At 71.2% G+C, this 14,984-nt stretch carries 15 protein-coding genes; 7 read left to right on the forward strand and 8 right to left on the reverse strand.

Going from position 1 to position 14,984, the window contains the following annotated elements; genetic code table 11:
• Window positions 1-2 precede the first annotated feature (2 nt).
• From OO70_RS07070 to OO70_RS07085, 4 genes are read right to left on the reverse strand one after another with little or no spacing between them, the layout of a single operon-like run.
• Window positions 3-1,832: a sensor histidine kinase gene (locus OO70_RS07070; protein WP_043665695.1), complete on the reverse strand. Its 1,830-nt coding sequence runs from the start codon at window positions 1,830-1,832 to the stop codon at window positions 3-5.
• Entirely contained in the window at window positions 1,829-2,524 is a 696-nt protein-coding gene (locus OO70_RS07075; RefSeq protein ID WP_051740838.1) for a response regulator transcription factor, read from the reverse strand. Before OO70_RS07075 ends, OO70_RS07070 begins: the two co-directional genes overlap by 4 nt.
• A gap of 18 nt (window positions 2,525-2,542) precedes the next feature.
• Entirely contained in the window at window positions 2,543-3,295 is a 753-nt protein-coding gene (locus OO70_RS07080) for a L,D-transpeptidase family protein (RefSeq protein ID WP_043665700.1), read from the reverse strand.
• Window positions 3,296-3,336: 41 nt separating this feature from the next.
• A complete protein-coding gene (locus OO70_RS07085; protein ID WP_043665703.1) occupies window positions 3,337-4,761 on the reverse strand; it encodes a M1 family metallopeptidase in 1,425 nt (474 codons plus the stop codon).
• A 210-nt stretch (window positions 4,762-4,971) separates the two neighbouring features.
• On the opposite strand from OO70_RS07085, the gene OO70_RS07090 reads away from it, so the two are divergent.
• Window positions 4,972-5,322 (forward strand): DUF488 domain-containing protein, encoded by a 351-nt coding sequence (locus tag OO70_RS07090; RefSeq protein ID WP_043665706.1) that lies wholly within the window; start codon window positions 4,972-4,974, stop codon window positions 5,320-5,322.
• A gap of 32 nt (window positions 5,323-5,354) precedes the next feature.
• Here the strand turns inward: OO70_RS07090 and OO70_RS07095 are convergent, their stop codons facing one another.
• Both OO70_RS07095 and OO70_RS07100 read right to left on the reverse strand, forming a co-directional pair.
• Window positions 5,355-7,028, reverse strand: coding sequence for an FAD-binding dehydrogenase (locus OO70_RS07095; RefSeq protein ID WP_043665708.1), 1,674 nt, complete (start codon window positions 7,026-7,028; stop codon window positions 5,355-5,357).
• A 26-nt stretch (window positions 7,029-7,054) separates the two neighbouring features.
• Complete coding sequence (locus tag OO70_RS07100) at window positions 7,055-7,693, reverse strand: TetR/AcrR family transcriptional regulator (protein WP_043665711.1); 639 nt, start codon at window positions 7,691-7,693, stop codon at window positions 7,055-7,057.
• A 104-nt stretch (window positions 7,694-7,797) separates the two neighbouring features.
• On the opposite strand from OO70_RS07100, the gene OO70_RS07105 reads away from it, so the two are divergent.
• From OO70_RS07105 to OO70_RS07115, 3 genes are all read left to right on the forward strand, one after another.
• Window positions 7,798-8,427, forward strand: coding sequence for an alpha-ketoglutarate-dependent dioxygenase AlkB (locus tag OO70_RS07105; RefSeq protein WP_043665714.1), 630 nt, complete (start codon window positions 7,798-7,800; stop codon window positions 8,425-8,427).
• 140 nt (window positions 8,428-8,567) lie between these two features.
• Window positions 8,568-9,314 carry an MBL fold metallo-hydrolase gene (locus tag OO70_RS07110; RefSeq protein WP_043665717.1) on the forward strand — a complete coding sequence of 249 codons (747 nt, stop codon included), beginning with the start codon at window positions 8,568-8,570 and terminating at the stop codon, window positions 9,312-9,314.
• 9 nt (window positions 9,315-9,323) lie between these two features.
• The gene (locus tag OO70_RS07115; RefSeq protein WP_043665721.1) at window positions 9,324-10,559 is read left to right on the forward strand and encodes a DUF4032 domain-containing protein; all 1,236 of its coding nucleotides are present in this window, start codon (window positions 9,324-9,326) and stop codon (window positions 10,557-10,559) included.
• Window positions 10,560-10,598: 39 nt separating this feature from the next.
• Here the strand turns inward: OO70_RS07115 and OO70_RS07120 are convergent, their stop codons facing one another.
• Window positions 10,599-11,630: a LacI family DNA-binding transcriptional regulator gene (locus OO70_RS07120; protein ID WP_043665724.1), complete on the reverse strand. Its 1,032-nt coding sequence runs from the start codon at window positions 11,628-11,630 to the stop codon at window positions 10,599-10,601.
• 182 nt (window positions 11,631-11,812) lie between these two features.
• Between OO70_RS07120 and OO70_RS07125 the strand changes: the two genes are divergently transcribed.
• Both OO70_RS07125 and OO70_RS07130 read left to right on the forward strand, forming a co-directional pair.
• Window positions 11,813-12,598 (forward strand): TIM barrel protein, encoded by a 786-nt coding sequence (locus OO70_RS07125; protein WP_043665727.1) that lies wholly within the window; start codon window positions 11,813-11,815, stop codon window positions 12,596-12,598.
• A gap of 56 nt (window positions 12,599-12,654) precedes the next feature.
• Window positions 12,655-13,671, forward strand: a complete 1,017-nt coding sequence (locus OO70_RS07130) for a Gfo/Idh/MocA family oxidoreductase (protein ID WP_043665729.1) — start codon at window positions 12,655-12,657, stop codon at window positions 13,669-13,671.
• Window position 13,672: 1 nt separating this feature from the next.
• On the opposite strand, the gene OO70_RS07135 is transcribed toward OO70_RS07130, so the two are convergent.
• Complete coding sequence (locus tag OO70_RS07135; RefSeq protein WP_043665733.1) at window positions 13,673-14,554, reverse strand: universal stress protein; 882 nt, start codon at window positions 14,552-14,554, stop codon at window positions 13,673-13,675.
• Between the two features lie 61 nt (window positions 14,555-14,615).
• On the opposite strand from OO70_RS07135, the gene OO70_RS07140 reads away from it, so the two are divergent.
• A complete protein-coding gene (locus tag OO70_RS07140; RefSeq protein ID WP_043665736.1) occupies window positions 14,616-14,969 on the forward strand; it encodes a VOC family protein in 354 nt (117 codons plus the stop codon).
• Window positions 14,970-14,984: the final 15 nt, after the last annotated feature.

Raw genomic sequence — 14,984 nt, forward strand, 5'->3', positions numbered from 1 at the left:
CGTCAATCGCCTTCCGGTGCCGGGGAGTTGGGCAGCCGCAGGGTGAAGACGGAACCGGCTCCGGGTTCGCTCGTCGCCTCGACCGTGCCGTCGTGGGCGGCGACCAGGTCCCGGACGATCGACAGGCCCAGGCCGCTGCCCCCGGTGCGGCGGCTGCGGGACTGGTCGGCGCGCCAGAAGCGTTCGAAGACGTGCGGGAGGTCCTCGGGCGCGATGCCGATGCCGGTGTCGGCGACGGTCAGGACGATGTGGTCGCCGTCGCGCCACGCGGTCAGGGTGACGGTGCCGTCGGCCAGTGTGTGCCGTAGCGCGTTGGACACGAGGTTGCCGAGGACCTGGCGCATGCGTACCGGATCCGCCTCCAGCCAGAGGGAGTTGTCCGTCTTGCCGGTCAGGGCGACGCCTGCCGTGTCGGCGGTGACACGGTACGCGGCGACGATCTGGTCGACGAGGTCCTGGACGCGCACGGGTTCGCGGTGCAGGCGCAGGGTGCCGGCGTCGGCGGCGGCGAGGTCCTGGAGGTCGTCGATGACCCGCTGGAGGACCATCGCCTCCTCGTGGAGGGAGCCGAGGAGTGCCGGGTCGGGTTCGACGAAGCCGTCCCGGGTGACCTCCAGCCAGCCGCGGATGTTGGTGAGGGGGCTGCGCAGTTCATGGGCGATGTCGCTGACCATGGCCTTGCGCTGGGCCTCCATGCGTTCTCGGCGTTCGGTCAGGTCGTTGAACGCCTCGGCGAGGATGCCGGTCTCGTCCCTGGTCCGCACCGGCACCCGGACGTGCAACTCCGGTGGCTGCTGGGCCGCTTCGGTCAGCGCGCGCAGGGGGCGTACGAGTCTCGTGGCCACGACCGCCGTCACCAGGACGGTGAGCGCCAGTACGGCCGCCGCCGCGCCGACGACCTTGGCCTTGTTCGCCGGGGAGACGTCGAAGCGGGGCGCGGTGGTGTCGCCGCCGCCGAGGAACAGTTCGGCCACCGGCGCGACGTAGGGGTCGAGTTGGGCGCGGCGAGCGTCGTCGGTGCAGGCCTCCGCCTTTCGGATGTCGGCCGCGTCGCCCAACTTGTTGTACGCGCCCGTGACGTAGCGGGAGCCGAGGTTCTTGTCGAAGACGTCGACGCCGAAGTACGGGACCTTGAAGCTCACGCCTCCCTCCTTCAGGCAGGGTTGGGCGCGCACGATCAGGTTCTTCAGCGCCTTGCTCTCGGTGGCGGTCGGGGTGTTGAGCTTCCCGTCGGCGCACTGCTCGGGCACATAGCCGTTGGCGTCGTTGCCGTCCGCGTCGGTCAGGACGGGACGGCCGCTCGGCGTCATCGTGATGCTCGTGTCGATTCCGGCCGCCTGGGCGAAGCATGCCTGGCGGTCCTTGGCCAGCCTCATCAGCCGGACCCGCTCCTTCGCGGTCACCCGGTACGGTCCGACGACCCGGGGGTCGAGGCCGCTGAGCTGTGCGCCCGGTTCCGTGTACGTGTCGGTGTGCAGCGGGTCGACGCTCGCGGCGGCGCGGGGCGGCAGGGAGGTGCCGTGCGGCGCGGAGTCGGCGATGAGGGTGCGGTCGGAGGTGGTGAGGGCGATGCGGCGGCCCATCTTCTTCGACAGGGCGCGGACGGTGGGCGCGACGCCCTTCCACTCGGGATGTGTCGCGGCGTATCCGCTGAGCTGGGCGAGGATGCGCATGTCGTCCGCGAGGTCCTGGCCCTGTTCCTCCCGGATGGCCCGGGTGGTGGTCTGCACCGCCAGCCAGGCCGTCGCCCCGACCGAGCAGAGCGCGATCAGCACGGTGGCGACGAGCAGTCGGACCAACAACCGCTTGCGCAGCGGTATCCGGGGCCTCACGCGCGACCGCCGCGCAGCTTGTAGCCGACGCCGAACACGGTCAGCAGCCGGACCGGACGGCGCGGGTCGGCCTCTATCTTCCGGCGCAGGTTCATGATGTGGACGTCGACCGCCCGTTCCGTGGAGGCCCGGTCGAGGCCCCGGGTGTACTGGAGCAACTGCCGCCGGGAGAAGACCCGTTCGGGCTCGGCGGTCATCGCGAGCAGGATCTCGAACTCGGCCGGAGTGCAGTCCACCGGCACGCCGTCGCAGCGCACCTCGTGGCGTACGGCGTCGACGGACAGGCCCGCGGCCCGTACGACGGTGTCCTCCTGGCGGTCCTCGGTGGTCCGGCCGCTGCGGCGCAGGACCGTGCGGATGCGGGCCATCAGCTCGCGCGGGCTGTAGGGCTTGGTCATGTAGTCGTCGGCGCCGAGTTCCAGGCCGAGCAGGACGTCGTCCTCGGTGGAGCGGGCGGTGAGCATCAGGATGGGGATGTCGTCCTCGCGGAGCACCCGGCACACCCCGAAGCCGTCGATCACGGGCAGCATGAGGTCGAGCACCACGAGGTCGGGTCTCAGTTCGCGGGCGGCCGCGATGGCGGCGGCCCCGTCGTGGACCACGGTCGCGGTGTGGCCTTCCGTCAGCAGGGAGCGTCGTATCAGCTCGGCCTGCATCTCGTCGTCCTCGGCGACCAGCACATGTGCGCACACCTGGCGGATCCTAGGCGGTCAGCGGCTGAGGGCGGCGGCGTCGCCCATGACGACGACGGGATGCCGGGCCGGGTCCAGGGTGCGCAGCAGTTCCTTCATGTGGTCCTCGGCGATGCTGACGCAGCCGTGGGTGGGGCCCCCGTGGTCGACATGGATCCAGATGCCGCCGCCGCGCGAGGAGCCGAGGGGGCGGGTCCAGTCGAGGGGTGAAGTGCCGGGCTGCCGGTTGTAGTTGATGGCGATCACGTAGTCGAAGGACCCGGCGAGCGGCTCGCCCTCGAAGCCGGTGCCGGGCGAGACGAAGCCCGACCCCTGGTCGTACGACAGCTTGGTGCCGGGGTCCTTGAGCAGCCCGCCCGCGTCCGTGAGCGAGTAGACGCCTATCGGCGAGCGCAGGTCACCGGCCATGTGGTGGTTCGACCAGCCCTTGAGCGCGTTGTGCGCGGCCCAGCTCGCGGTCTGCTGCCAGCCGTCGTCGGTGCGCTCGTACAGGGCGAGGGTGGCGAGCGGGGAGTTCGCGCCCCGGCCGGTCACCAGGACGACCTGCTCGGTGGCGGCCGGTATTCGGGCCAGCATCCTGGGCCCCACGCCCGGCAGTTGGCGGGGAGCCGCCTCGGCGGATATCTCCGACGAGGGCGAGGGCGAAGACGGGACGGCGGGAGCAGGAACGGAGCCGGAAGCGTGGCCCGTCGCCGCCACCGCACCGCCGCCGCATCCCGTCAGAAGAAGGGACGCGGCGACGAGTGCGACCGGGGACATACGAGTGATCATGAGTCGACGATGACCGACACATGTGAGGAACTCGTCAGCTCCTACGGCTGGGCCGGCTTGCCTTTCGTGTAGAGCCAGGTGTGGAAGAGGGCATCGAGACGTCTGCCCGATTTCTGCTCCGCCAGGCTGACGAACTGTGCGGTGGTGCCGTGCCCGTAACGGTGCGCGCCCGCCCAGGCCCGCAGGATCGAGAAGAATGTCTTGTCACCGACGGCCAGGCGCAGTTCGTGCAGGGCCATGGCCCCGCGCGCGTACACGGGCGTGCCGAAGATGTTGGCGCCGCTGCCCGGGTCGCCGGGCGGGAACGCCCACAGGTCGTCGGTCGCCTTGCGGGCGTACAGCGCGTCGAAGGTCTGCTGGGCGGTCTTGCCGCCGTGCTGCTCGCTGTAGAGCCACTCCGCGTAGGTCGCGAAGCCCTCGTTGAGCCAGATGTCCTTCCAGGCGGTCAGCGACACGGAGTCGCCGAACCACTGGTGGGCGTTCTCGTGCACGAGGGTGCTGAGGTCCGGCGCCGAGTCGTAGAGCGGCCGCCCCTGCGTCTCCAGGGCGTACCCGACGTCCGGGGCGTGGTCGACGATCGACCCGGCCGAGCGGAACGGGTACGGGCCGAACAGCTTGCTCTCCCACTCCAGGACGGAGGGCAGCTTCTTCAACACGGGCGCGGCGGCGGTGGCTTCGCGCGGGTCGACGGCGTTGTACACCTTGACCCCGTCCTTGGTGGTGTACTGCTCCACCTTGAACTTCCCGACCGTCGCCGTGGCGAGATAGGCCGCCATCGGCTCCGGCGCGTGCCAACGGAACGTGGTCTTCCCGTGCGCGGTCTTCTGCCCGACGAGCACACCGTTGGCGACCGCCGTGCGCCCCTGCGGGACGGTGATCGTGAAGTCGTACGACGACTTGTCCTTCGGGTGGCTGTTCGCCGGGAACCACGTCATCGCGCCCTGCGGCTCACCGGCCACGAAGGCGCCGTCGTCCGTGGCGATCCAGCCGTCCGCCGAGCCGTCCGGGTCGGTGACCTGCTTCGGGATGCCGCTGTAGGTGACGGTGACCTGGAACTTCTGTCCCTTGCGCACGGCCCGGCGCGGGGTGACGACGAGTTCCTGGCCGTCGCGGCGGAAGTCCGCCTCGGCGTGATCCACCGTCAGTCCGGTGACCTTGAGGCCCTTGAAGTCGAGGTCGAAGCGGGTGAGCTTCTCGGTGGCGCGCGCGGTGAGGACCGCCTTGCCGTCGAGCCGGCGGCTCGTCGGGTCGTAACGGAGCGTCAGGTCGTAGTGGGCGACGTGGTAGCCGCCGTTGCCGGAGAGCGGGAAGTACGGGTCGCCCGCGCCGGACGAGCCGATCGTCGTGGCGCCCGCGGGCGCGGCGGCCGCGAGCAGGGCCGCGACGGCGACGGGGACGGTGGCGACGACGGCGCTGCGGCGGAGGACAGCGGTGCGTCTTGTGGACTGCTGCCGGAGTTGCGTCACATGCGCTCCTACAGGATGAGGGGGGTGATCATTCGCCTCAGAGACTAGGCCGCCCGCCGCCTCGGAATCCCTCTTGGTAAAGCAAAAGGACACGCACTGCTGGGTTCGCCGGGCAGCGAGCAATGATCGCAACGGCACGTCGGCTCCCCACCCGCACGCGATCCCCGACGTAGGCTCACGGCACCACCGCCACCCGAGGGAGCCCCGCCCGTGACCGTCCGCGTGCGCCGTATCTACGATCCGCCCGAGCCGGAGGACGGGGTGCGCGTCCTGGTCGACCGGCTGTGGCCGCGCGGCCTGTCCAAGGACGCGGCCCGCGTCGACGAGTGGCCCAAGGCCCTCACCCCGTCGACCGAACTGCGCCGCTGGTACCACGCGGGCGAGGGGGCTTTCGACGAGTTCAGCAGCCGCTACGAGGCGGAGCTCGCCGAGCCCGAGGCGGCTCAACTTCTGCACACCTTGCGGAACTTGGTCCGGATGGGGCCGGTGACCCTGGTGACGGCGGTCAGGTCGCCGCAGGAGAGTCACGCCTCGGTGCTGGCCCGCCTCCTGGAGGGGTGAGGAGACGGGCCGTCGGTCCGTGGAAGGCTCGGTCAGGCCGTCTGCTTGGCCGCCGCCCGTCCCGCCGCGCGCCCGGAGAAGAGGCAGCCGCCGAGGAAGGTGCCTTCGAGGGCGTTGTAGCCGTGCACGCCGCCGCCGCCGAAGCCGGCGACCTCGCCCGCCGCGTACAGTCCGCCGATCGGCGCCCCGTCCGCGCCGAGCGCGCGGGAGTCGAGGTCGGTCTGGATGCCGCCGAGGGTCTTGCGGGTCAGGACGTGCAGCTTGACGCCGATCAGGGGGCCGGCGGCGGGGTCGAGGATGCGGTGCGGGGTGGCGACGCGGCCGAGGCGGTCGCCGATGTAGCGGCGGGCGTTGCGGATGCCCTGGATCTGGGAGTCCTTGCTGTACGGGTTGGCCATCTGGAGGTCGCGGGCCTCGATCTGGCGTCGTACCACGGCCGCGTCCAGGAGCGGTTTGTCGGTCAACTGGTTCATTTTCTCGACCAGTTGTTCCAGGTTGCCGGCGGTCACGAAGTCCGCGCCCTTGCGCAGGAACGCGTCCACCGGACCGGGGGCACCCTTGCCGAGCAGTCGGTCGCGCAGGACGGCCTTCTTGTCCTTGGCGGTGATGTCGGGATTCTGCTCGGAGCCCGACAGCGCGAACTCCTTCTCGATGATCTTCTGGGTGAGGATGAACCAGGAGTGGTCGTGGTCCGCCAAGTCCGCTGTCGTGCGCAGGTACTTGAGGGTGTTGAGGGTGTCGTAGCCCGGCAGGCACGGATCGGGCAGGCGGCGGCCGAGGGCGTCGAACCAGAGGGAGGACGGGCCGGGCAGGATGCGGATGCCGTGGCCGGGCCAGACCGGGTTCCAGTTCTGCAGGCCCTCGGTGTAGTGCCACATGCGGTCGCGGTTGACGAGCCGTACGCCCGCTTCGGCGCTGATGTCGAGCATCCGTCCGTCGACGTAGGCCGGGACGCCGGTGATCATCTCGGCGGGCGGTGTGCCGAGGCGCTCGGGCCAGTACTGGCGGACGATGTCGTGGTTGGCGCCGATGCCGCCGGTGGTGACGATCACGGCGTGGGCGGTGAGTTCGAACTCGCCGATCGCGTCGCGGTTGGAGGAGACACCGCGCGCCGAGGTGTCCTCGGCGAGGACCGTGCCGCGGACGCCGCGCGTCTCGCCTTCCTCCACGACCAACTCGTCGACCTGGTGGCGGTAGTAGAAGGTGAGCAGTCCGTCGCGGGCGGCCTGCTTGGCGTAGTTCACGAAGGGTTCCACGACTCCGGTGCCGGTGCCCCAGGTGACGTGGAAGCGCGGGACGGAGTTGCCGTGTCCGTGGGCGCGCAGATCGCCGCGCTCCGCCCAGCCGACCGTGGGCAGCAGCTTGATGCCGTGGCTCTCCAGCCAGGGCCGCTTCTCGCCGGCCGCGAACTCGACGTAGGCGCGCGCCCAGCGCACCGCCCACGAGTCCTCGTCGTCGACGCGGTCGAAGCCGGCGCTGCCCTGCCAGTCGTTCCAGGCCAGGTCGAAGGAGTCCTTGATGCCGAGGCGGCGCTGTTCCGGCGAGTCGACGAGGAACAGCCCGCCGAAGGACCAGAACGCCTGCCCGCCGAGGTTGTTGGCGTTCTCCTGGTCGACGAGGGCGACCCTGCGTCCCCGGCTGGTCAGTTCGTGGGCCGCGACCAGGCCCGCGAGACCCGCTCCGACGACGATGACGTCCGCATCCATGGCGACCGTTGCCCTTCTCGTTGGGTTCAGTGGGGAATTCGTTCGGAGGTGCCGCTGCCGTCGGTCAGCAGGGCGGTGAGCAGTTGCTTGAGCCAGACGCGGGCGTGCTCCACGTCCTTGTCCAGCAGCAGTTGGGTGGTGACTCCGTCGTACGCGGCGACCACGGCGTGGGCCGCCGCGTCGACGTCGGGGAGTACGGCGGGCAGTTCGGCGAGGCCGTGGGCCCGGGTGAGCCGGTGGGCGATCGCCCCGCGCAGCCGCGCCCGATGGCCCAGCAGGGTCTGCGCGACGGCGGGGTCCCGGGCCGCGTGCACCAGGAAGTCGGTCTTCACCAGGAGCCAGTCGAGGTCGAGGAGCAGCACCTCGGTGACGCGGTCCACAGCGGCAGGCACGTCGAGGTCGGGACCGTCGAGGGCGAGCGCGCCGGCCACCTGCTCGGCGATCAGCTCGGCCCGGTCCTGATAAAGCGCGAAGAACAGCTCGTCCAGGCTGTCGAAGTTCGAGTAGAAGGCGCCCCTGCTGTAGCCGGCGGCTTCACAGACCTCCTCGATGGAGACCCGGCCGTATCCCTTGGCGGCGAACACCGCGAACGCGGCGGCCAGCAGATTGGCCCGTGTGCGGACACGGCGCCTGGTCACCCGCTTGGGCGTCACCTCAGTCACCATGCCCGGACCTCCAGTCGATACGCGAATGTATCCGATACACCGATGTATCGAAAGAGTAGTGCTCGCATTGGAACAGATATTCGAATAAGGGGTACGCTGGTGCCATGACCGCGCACCACCTCCAGGGCTCCCTCTTCGACCAGACCGACCAGCTCCGCCTCGGCCCCCTCGACGGGATACGCCGTACCGCGCTGGGTCTCGGCGCCTGGATCGACGTGCTGCCCGGGTGGCTCGGCGGCGCCGACGCCCTGTTCGAGGAACTGGTCACCGAGGTGCCGTGGCGCGCGGAGCGCCGTCAGATGTACGACCAGGTCGTGGACGTACCGCGACTGCTCGCCTACTACGGCGCCGACGACGCGCTGCCGCACCCGGTGCTGACCGAGGCCCGGGACACGCTCTCGGCGTACTACGCACGGGAGTTGGGGGAGCCGTTCACCACGTCCGGGCTGTGCTATTACCGGGACGGCCGGGACAGTGTGGCCTGGCACGGCGATCGGATCGGGCGGGGCGCCAACGTGGACACGATGGTGGCGATCCTCTCCGTGGGCGCACCCCGTGACCTGCTGCTGCGTCCGCTGCGCGGCGGCGAGTCGGTGCGGCGCCCGCTGGGGCACGGCGACCTGATCGTGATGGGCGGCTCCTGTCAGCGGACGTGGGAGCACTGCGTCCCCAAGACCACCCGCGCCGCGGGACCGCGCATCAGCGTGCAGTTCCGCCCGCACGGCGTGCACTGAGGCGGAGAGGCGGCCGCTTCGGACGCACGCGGGGGCCGCCTCCGGCGGACGGTGCCGGAGGCGGCTTCCCCCGCGCGCGCCAGGACCGTACGCGTCTGGTTGGCTGTTCCTCGAACAGCACCACCACTCAAGGGACGATCATGCGGGCAGAAGTACGCCAAGTCGCGGACGGCACCTATCTGGTGCACGGCAGCAACACCAACTGGGTGATCCTCGCTGATGGTGACGCGGTCACGTTGGTGGACACCGGTTATCCCGGGGACCGCGCGCTGGTGCTCGACTCCCTTGAGCAGGTGGGGAGTTCACCCAAGGCGGTCACGGCGGTGCTGATCACCCACGCCCACAACGACCATCTCGGTTCGGCGGAGTATCTGCGCGACACCTACGGCACCCCGGTATACCTGCACGAGGCCGAAGTGCCGCACGCGCGGCGGGAGTTCCTCCAACAGGTGACCGTCGGGGACGTCCTGAAGAACATCTGGCGTCCGGGAGTCCTGCCGTGGATGGTGCACACGATTCGTGTGGGAGGCACCGAGCAGCATCCCGTCGCCGCTCCCCAGGCATTCGCAGGTGCGGGCCCGCTGGACCTGCCCGGCAGGCCCGTCCCCGTACACACCCCCGGCCACACCAGCGGGCACTGCGTCTTCCATCTCCCGGACAGCGGGATCGTGATCTCCGGAGACGCCCTGGTCAGCGGCCACCCCACCTCACGGATCAAGGGACCGCAGCTGCTGCCCGACATGTTCCACCACGAGCGCGACCGTGCCGTCGCCTCGCTGGACATCCTCGAAGGACTGGACGCCGACACCCTGCTGCCCGGCCACGGCCCGCTGCACACCGGTCCGGTCCGTGAGGCGGCACAGCGCGCCCGCGAACACGCGATCTAAGGTCACCCCATGGCACTGCAGATCAACGCGACCAACCCGGAGCATCCGGTCCTCCTGCTGGAACTGCCGTGGGACGTTCCCCTGGAGGAATGGCCCGAGGAGTACCTGGTGCCGCTGCCGCGCGGCATCTCCCGCCACGTCGTGCGCTACGCCCGCGCCGGCAGCGAGGTCATAGCCGTCAAGGAACTGGCGGAACGGCCCGCGCTGCGCGAGTACGAGCTGCTGCGCGACCTGGACCGGCTCGGCATCCCGGCGGTGGACCCCCTAGCAGTGGTCACCGGGCGCGCGGACGCCGACGGCGAGCCCCTGGAGCCGGTGCTGATCACCCGGCACCTGGGCGGCTCGATGCCGTACCGCTCGATGTTCGAGACGACACTGCGCCCGGCCACCATGCACCGGCTCATGGACGCGCTGGCCGTGCTGCTGGTGCGGCTGCATCTGGCCGGGTTCGCGTGGGGCGACTGCTCGCTGTCCAACACGCTGTTCCGGCGGGACGCGGGCGCGTACGCCGCGTATCTGGTGGACGCGGAGACCGGCGATCTGCACCCCCAACTCAGCGACGGACAGCGTGAGTACGACCTCGACCTCGCCCGCGTGAACATCAGCGGGGAACTGCTCGACCTGGAGGCGTCCGGGGCGCTGCACCCGTCCGTCGACCCGATCGAGTTCGGCACCGAGATCTGCGCCCGCTACCAGGGGCTGTGGGAGGAGCTGACCCGCGTCTCCGTGTACCCGGCGGGCAAGTACTACTTCATCGAACGCCGGATCCGGCACCTCAACGAGCTCGGCTTCGACGTCGCCGAGATGCAGATCGAGCACTCCTCGAACGGCGACACGGTCACCTTCGTGCCCAAGGTCGTCGACGCCGGCCACCACCAGCGCCAACTGCTGCGCCTGACCGGTCTCGACGCCGAGGAGAACCAGGCGCGGCGGCTCCTGAACGACCTGGAGTCCTGGATGGCCACCCAGGACGACTACGCCCCGGGCGACCCGCTCGCCGCCCGGCCCGAGGTGCTCGCGCACCGGTGGGTGCGGGACGTGTTCCGGCCCACCGTGCGGGCCGTACCGCTCGAACTGCGCGGCTCGATGGACCCGGCCGAGATCTACCACGAGCTGCTGGAACACCGCTGGTACATGTCCGAGCACGCCCAGCACGACATCGGCCTGGACACGGCGGTCGAGGACTACCTCAAGAACATCCTGCCGAAGGTACGCGAGACGCTGGAGCCGACCGCACCGGAGTGATCCGGGCAGGCAGTGGCGGCCACACCGGACTGCCCCCGCTCAGTCCGTGGCGGGCGGGGCCGTGGTGCCGCGGACGACGAGGTGGGGCGGGACGACCTGCTCGCCCTCCGGTACGGCCTCCCCGTCCAGGCGGGCGATGGCGCGGCCGACGGCGAGTTCCGCGAGGCGCGGGATGTCCTGGGCGACGGTGGTGAGGTCGATGTGGGCGAGCCGGGACAGACTGGTGTCGTCGAAGCCGACCACGGAGATCTCGCCAGGGACGGTGACACCGGCCCGCAGGAACGTGTCGAGGACGCCCGTGGCGCAGCGGTCGTTGAAGGCGAGGACGGCGCTCGGCCGAGGGTTCTCCGCAACGAGGCTTCTGGCGGCCCGGGCGCCGTCGTCCTCGGTGAGTCCGCCGGGCAGGACGTGGACGTGGTCGGCGAGGCCGTGGCGGTGCATCGCGGTGCGGTAGCCCCGGCGGCGGTCGGCGGCGCCGGGTGCGCGGCCGCCGTCGATGTGGGCGATGGCGCGGTGGCCGAGCGCCACCAGGTGGTCCACGGCCTGGCGGGCGCCCTCGTCGTCGGCGGTGCGGACGACGTCCACGGCAGGCGGGGCGGGCCGCAGCCGCCGGGCCACCGAGACCACTGGTACCTGGGTGGCGAGATGCGCGAGGCGGGCGGCCGGTACCTCGGGGCCGAGCAGGACGAGGGCCTCGCACCGGTCCGCGAGCAGTGCCTCCACGGCCTGCCGCTCACCGCGCGTGGGCGCGACCGCGCTGAGGGCGACCTGGTAGCCGGCGGGTTCGGCGGCGGCGTAGATGCCCTCCACCAGGTCGGTGTGGAAGGGATGGCGCAGCCCGAACTGCACGCCGAGCAGGCGTGAGCGGTTGCTGCGCAGCACCCTGGCCCGGGTGTCGGGCCGGTAGCCGATCTCCTCGGCGGCCTTGAGCACCCGCTCACGGGTGGTGGCGCTGGCGCCGTAGGCCCCGCGCATCACGATGGAGACCAGCGCGACGGACACGCCCGCCCGGGCCGCGACATGGGCCAGGGTGGGCCGCTTGCCGTCGGGGACCGCGGGGGTGGTCGGCACTGCTGTCCTTCCGGTCGAGGTGTCGTTGCGTTCCGGGATCGTAGCCGCTCCGAAAGCATGCAACGTCGCCGCTCCGAAGGTACTGCAACGTTCTAGAAACCTGCCCGGCGAGGGCTTGACACGGGAATCCCGTAGTGGCGTACTACTGCCATCTAGAACGTTCTAGAAGAGGGCGAGCAGTCATGTACACGTTGGCGGTCTGTGCCGAGATGGTCTTCCGGGACCTGCCGATCCACGAGCGGGCACGGCGCATCCACGAAGCCGGCTTCCAGGTCGAGATCTGGGACTGGACCCGGCACGACCTGGACGCGCTCACGCGGACCCCGGCGGAGTTCTCGTCGATGACGGGCTACATCCGGGGCAGTCTCACCGACGAGGCGGGCGCCGCCGAACTCCTGCGCACCGCCGAGGAGTCGGTCAAGGCCGCCGACCAACTGGGCTGCCCCCGGCTCAACTTGCACGGCACCGGGCTGGACTCCGAGGGCCTGCCGGTGGTTCCGGTGACCGGCGAGCCCACGGGCCCGATGTGGATCGCCGCCCACCGCACCCTGACCCGCCTCGCCGAACTGGGCGAGCGCCACGGGGTCACCTTCACGCTGGAGAACCTCAACTCCGCGGTCGACCACCCGGGCGTACCGTTCGCGACGGCCGCCGAGACCCTGGCCCTGGTCAAGGCCGTGGACCGGCCCGGCCTGCGGATGAACCTGGACCTCTACCACGCGCAGATCGGCGAGGGAAACCTCATCGAACTCGTCCGCAAGGCCCACCAGTTGGACCTGATCGGCGAGATCCAGGTGGCGGACGTCCCCGGCCGACAGGAGCCCGGCACCGGCGAGATCAACTACCCGGCGATCGCCCGCGCCCTCGCCGACATCGGCTACGACGGCACGGTCGCGATGGAGGCGTGGGCCTCGGAGAGCGAGAGCGAGCGCGCCCTGGACCGCTTCCGCACGGCGTTCACGGTCTGATCGCCACGAGGTCCATTCGGCTTCACACGGCATCACACGGCATCAGGGAGAACCCCATGACCACCCAACTGCCCCTCGCCATCGGTCTGGTGGGCGCGGGCCGCATGGGTTCCTTCCATGCCGAGACCCTCGCCCGCCGCCTGCCCGGCGTCCGCCTCGCCGCCGTGGCCGACCCGGCGCCGGGCGCGGCACGGGGCCTGGCCGACCGGCTCGACTGCCCCACGGCGTACACCGAGATCGGTGACCTGTTCACCGATCCCGACGTCGACGCGGTGGTCATCGCGACACCGGCCCGCACCCACGCGGACCTGGTCGTGGCGGCGGCGCGGGCGGGCAAGGCCGTCTACTGCGAGAAGCCGATGGCGACGACTCTCGCGGACGCCGACCGCGCCATCACGGCCGCCGCCGAGGCGGGCGTACCGCTCCAGGTCGGCTTCAACCGCCGCTACGACGCCGGGTTCCGGGCCGCGCACGACAAGGTGGCCGCCGGCGCGATCGGCACCCCGCAGCTGCTCCGCTCGCTCACCCGCGACCCGAAGCTGGCCGACCCGGCCCCCGTCCCGCCGTGGACGATCTTCCTCGAAACCCTCATCCACGACTTCGACACCCTGCGCTATCTCAACCCCGGTTCCGAACCGGTCGAGGTCTTCGCCATGGCCGACGCCCTGGTCCGCCCCGACTTCAAGGACCGCGGACTGCTCGACACGGCCGTCGTCACGATCCGCTTCGACAACGGCGCCCTCGCCACGGCGGAGGCCAACTTCCAGGCGGTGTACGGCTATGACGTACGCGGCGAGGTCTTCGGCTCGGCGGGCATGCTGACGATGGGCGACATCCGGCGCACCCATCTGACGTCCTACAGCGCGGACGGCATCACTGCCGAGACCGTCACCTACGACCAGGACCTGTTCCACGACGCGTACGTCGCCGAGCTCGCCGACTTCGCCGACACCGTCCGCGCCGCCCGTACCCCGTCGGCCACCGGCGAGGACGCCCGCGCCGCGTTGAGGATCGCACTGGCGGCGATCCGGTCGGTGGAGAGGGGGGTCCCGGTACGCGTCGAGGCCACCTGAGTCAGGAGGCCTCCGGCGACGGCACCACGGCCACCGGGCACTCCGCGTGGTGCAGCACCCCGTGCGCGACCGAGCCGATCCGCGCGCCCACCGCCGTACGGTGAGCGCGCCGCCCGACGACCATCAACTGCGCCCGCCCCGCCACCGACAGCAGCACCTGCCCCGCGCTGCCCATCTCTATGTGCTCGACGACGGGCACATAGGGGAAGCGCTCCCGCCACGGCTCCAACGCCTCGGCCAGGGCCTTCTTCTCGTACGGCTCCAGGCCGCCGGCGTCGTCGAGGAGCTTCATGGAGCCGGGGCTGTAGGCGAACACCGGCGGCAGCGTCCACGCCCGCACGGCCCGTACGGTCGCGCCACGCGCCGCCGCCGTCTCGAAGGCGAAGCCCAGCGCGGCGGCGCTGTCCTCGGGGTCGCCCTGCTGACCCACGACGATCTCCCGTCCGGCGGCCTCCCCGGACGCCTCGTCCCCGGCGCGCACGAGCACGACGGGCCGTACGGCATCGGCGATCACCTGCTGTCCGACGGAACCGAGCAGGAAGCCGACGACGGGCCCGTGTCCGCGTGAGCCGAGGACCAGCAGTTCGGCGTCGGCAGCGGCGGCGGTCAGCGCGTCGACGGGGTCGCCCTCCAGGACGTCGGTGGTCACGTCCAGGCCCGGGTGGCGTTCGGTGAGCGTCCGGGCGGCCTCGGCCGCCGCGTCCCGCACCCAGCGGCCCTGGGTGTCCCGGTCCCCGGCGTCGAGGGCCTGGTGCGGCTCGTACCGCCAGACGTGCACCACCCGCAGTGCCAGCCCCCGCCGTACGGCCTCCCGGCCCGCCCAGGCGAGTGCGGCGAGACTCTCCGCCGATCCGTCGACCCCTGCCGTGATCGGGCGTGTCATCCCGTGGCCTCCCTGTGTTGCGGTCACCAGTGTCGGGCCCAGTCTTCACTACCCTGCCCGCATGACCTTGGAGTGGGAGCAGGTGGTCGTGGACGCGGCCGACCCCGTCGCGCTGGGACGCTGGTGGGCCGAGGCGCTCGGGTGGGTGGTGGTCGGCGAGACGCCGGACGAGTTCGAGATCCGGCCGGAGCCGGACCGCCTTCCCGGGCTGTTGTTCGTGCCGGTGCCCGAGCAGAAGACGATCAAAAATCGGCTGCATCTGGACTTCCGGCCCGACGACCAGGAGGCCGAGGTGATCCGGCTGCTGGCGCTGGGGGCGCGGACGGCGGACGTCGGGCAGGGCGAGCAGCCGTGGGTGGTGCTGGTGGACCCTGAGGGGAACGAGTTCTGCGTGTTGCGCTCCCGGCGCCCCTGAGGCCCGCCGTCTCGG

The sequence above is a fragment of the Streptomyces xylophagus genome, assembly GCF_000716435.1.
In the GTDB taxonomy this organism is placed as follows: domain Bacteria; phylum Actinomycetota; class Actinomycetes; order Streptomycetales; family Streptomycetaceae; genus Streptomyces; species Streptomyces xylophagus.

Excerpts from the sequence above, each read along its gene's own strand:
- OO70_RS07080 (WP_043665700.1), bottom strand. The coding sequence starts at position 3,295 with ATGATCACTCGTATGTCCCCGGTCGCACTCGTCGCCGCGTCCCTTCTT.
- OO70_RS07095 (WP_043665708.1), bottom strand. The coding sequence starts at position 7,028 with ATGGATGCGGACGTCATCGTCGTCGGAGCGGGTCTCGCGGGCCTGGTC.
- OO70_RS07100 (WP_043665711.1), bottom strand. The coding sequence starts at position 7,693 with ATGGTGACTGAGGTGACGCCCAAGCGGGTGACCAGGCGCCGTGTCCGC.
- OO70_RS07105 (WP_043665714.1), top strand. The coding sequence starts at position 7,798 with ATGACCGCGCACCACCTCCAGGGCTCCCTCTTCGACCAGACCGACCAG.
- OO70_RS07110 (WP_043665717.1), top strand. The coding sequence starts at position 8,568 with ATGCGGGCAGAAGTACGCCAAGTCGCGGACGGCACCTATCTGGTGCAC.
- OO70_RS07115 (WP_043665721.1), top strand. The coding sequence starts at position 9,324 with ATGGCACTGCAGATCAACGCGACCAACCCGGAGCATCCGGTCCTCCTG.
- OO70_RS07125 (WP_043665727.1), top strand. The coding sequence starts at position 11,813 with ATGTACACGTTGGCGGTCTGTGCCGAGATGGTCTTCCGGGACCTGCCG.
- OO70_RS07130 (WP_043665729.1), top strand. The coding sequence starts at position 12,655 with ATGACCACCCAACTGCCCCTCGCCATCGGTCTGGTGGGCGCGGGCCGC.
- OO70_RS07135 (WP_043665733.1), bottom strand. The coding sequence starts at position 14,554 with ATGACACGCCCGATCACGGCAGGGGTCGACGGATCGGCGGAGAGTCTC.
- OO70_RS07140 (WP_043665736.1), top strand. The coding sequence starts at position 14,616 with ATGACCTTGGAGTGGGAGCAGGTGGTCGTGGACGCGGCCGACCCCGTC.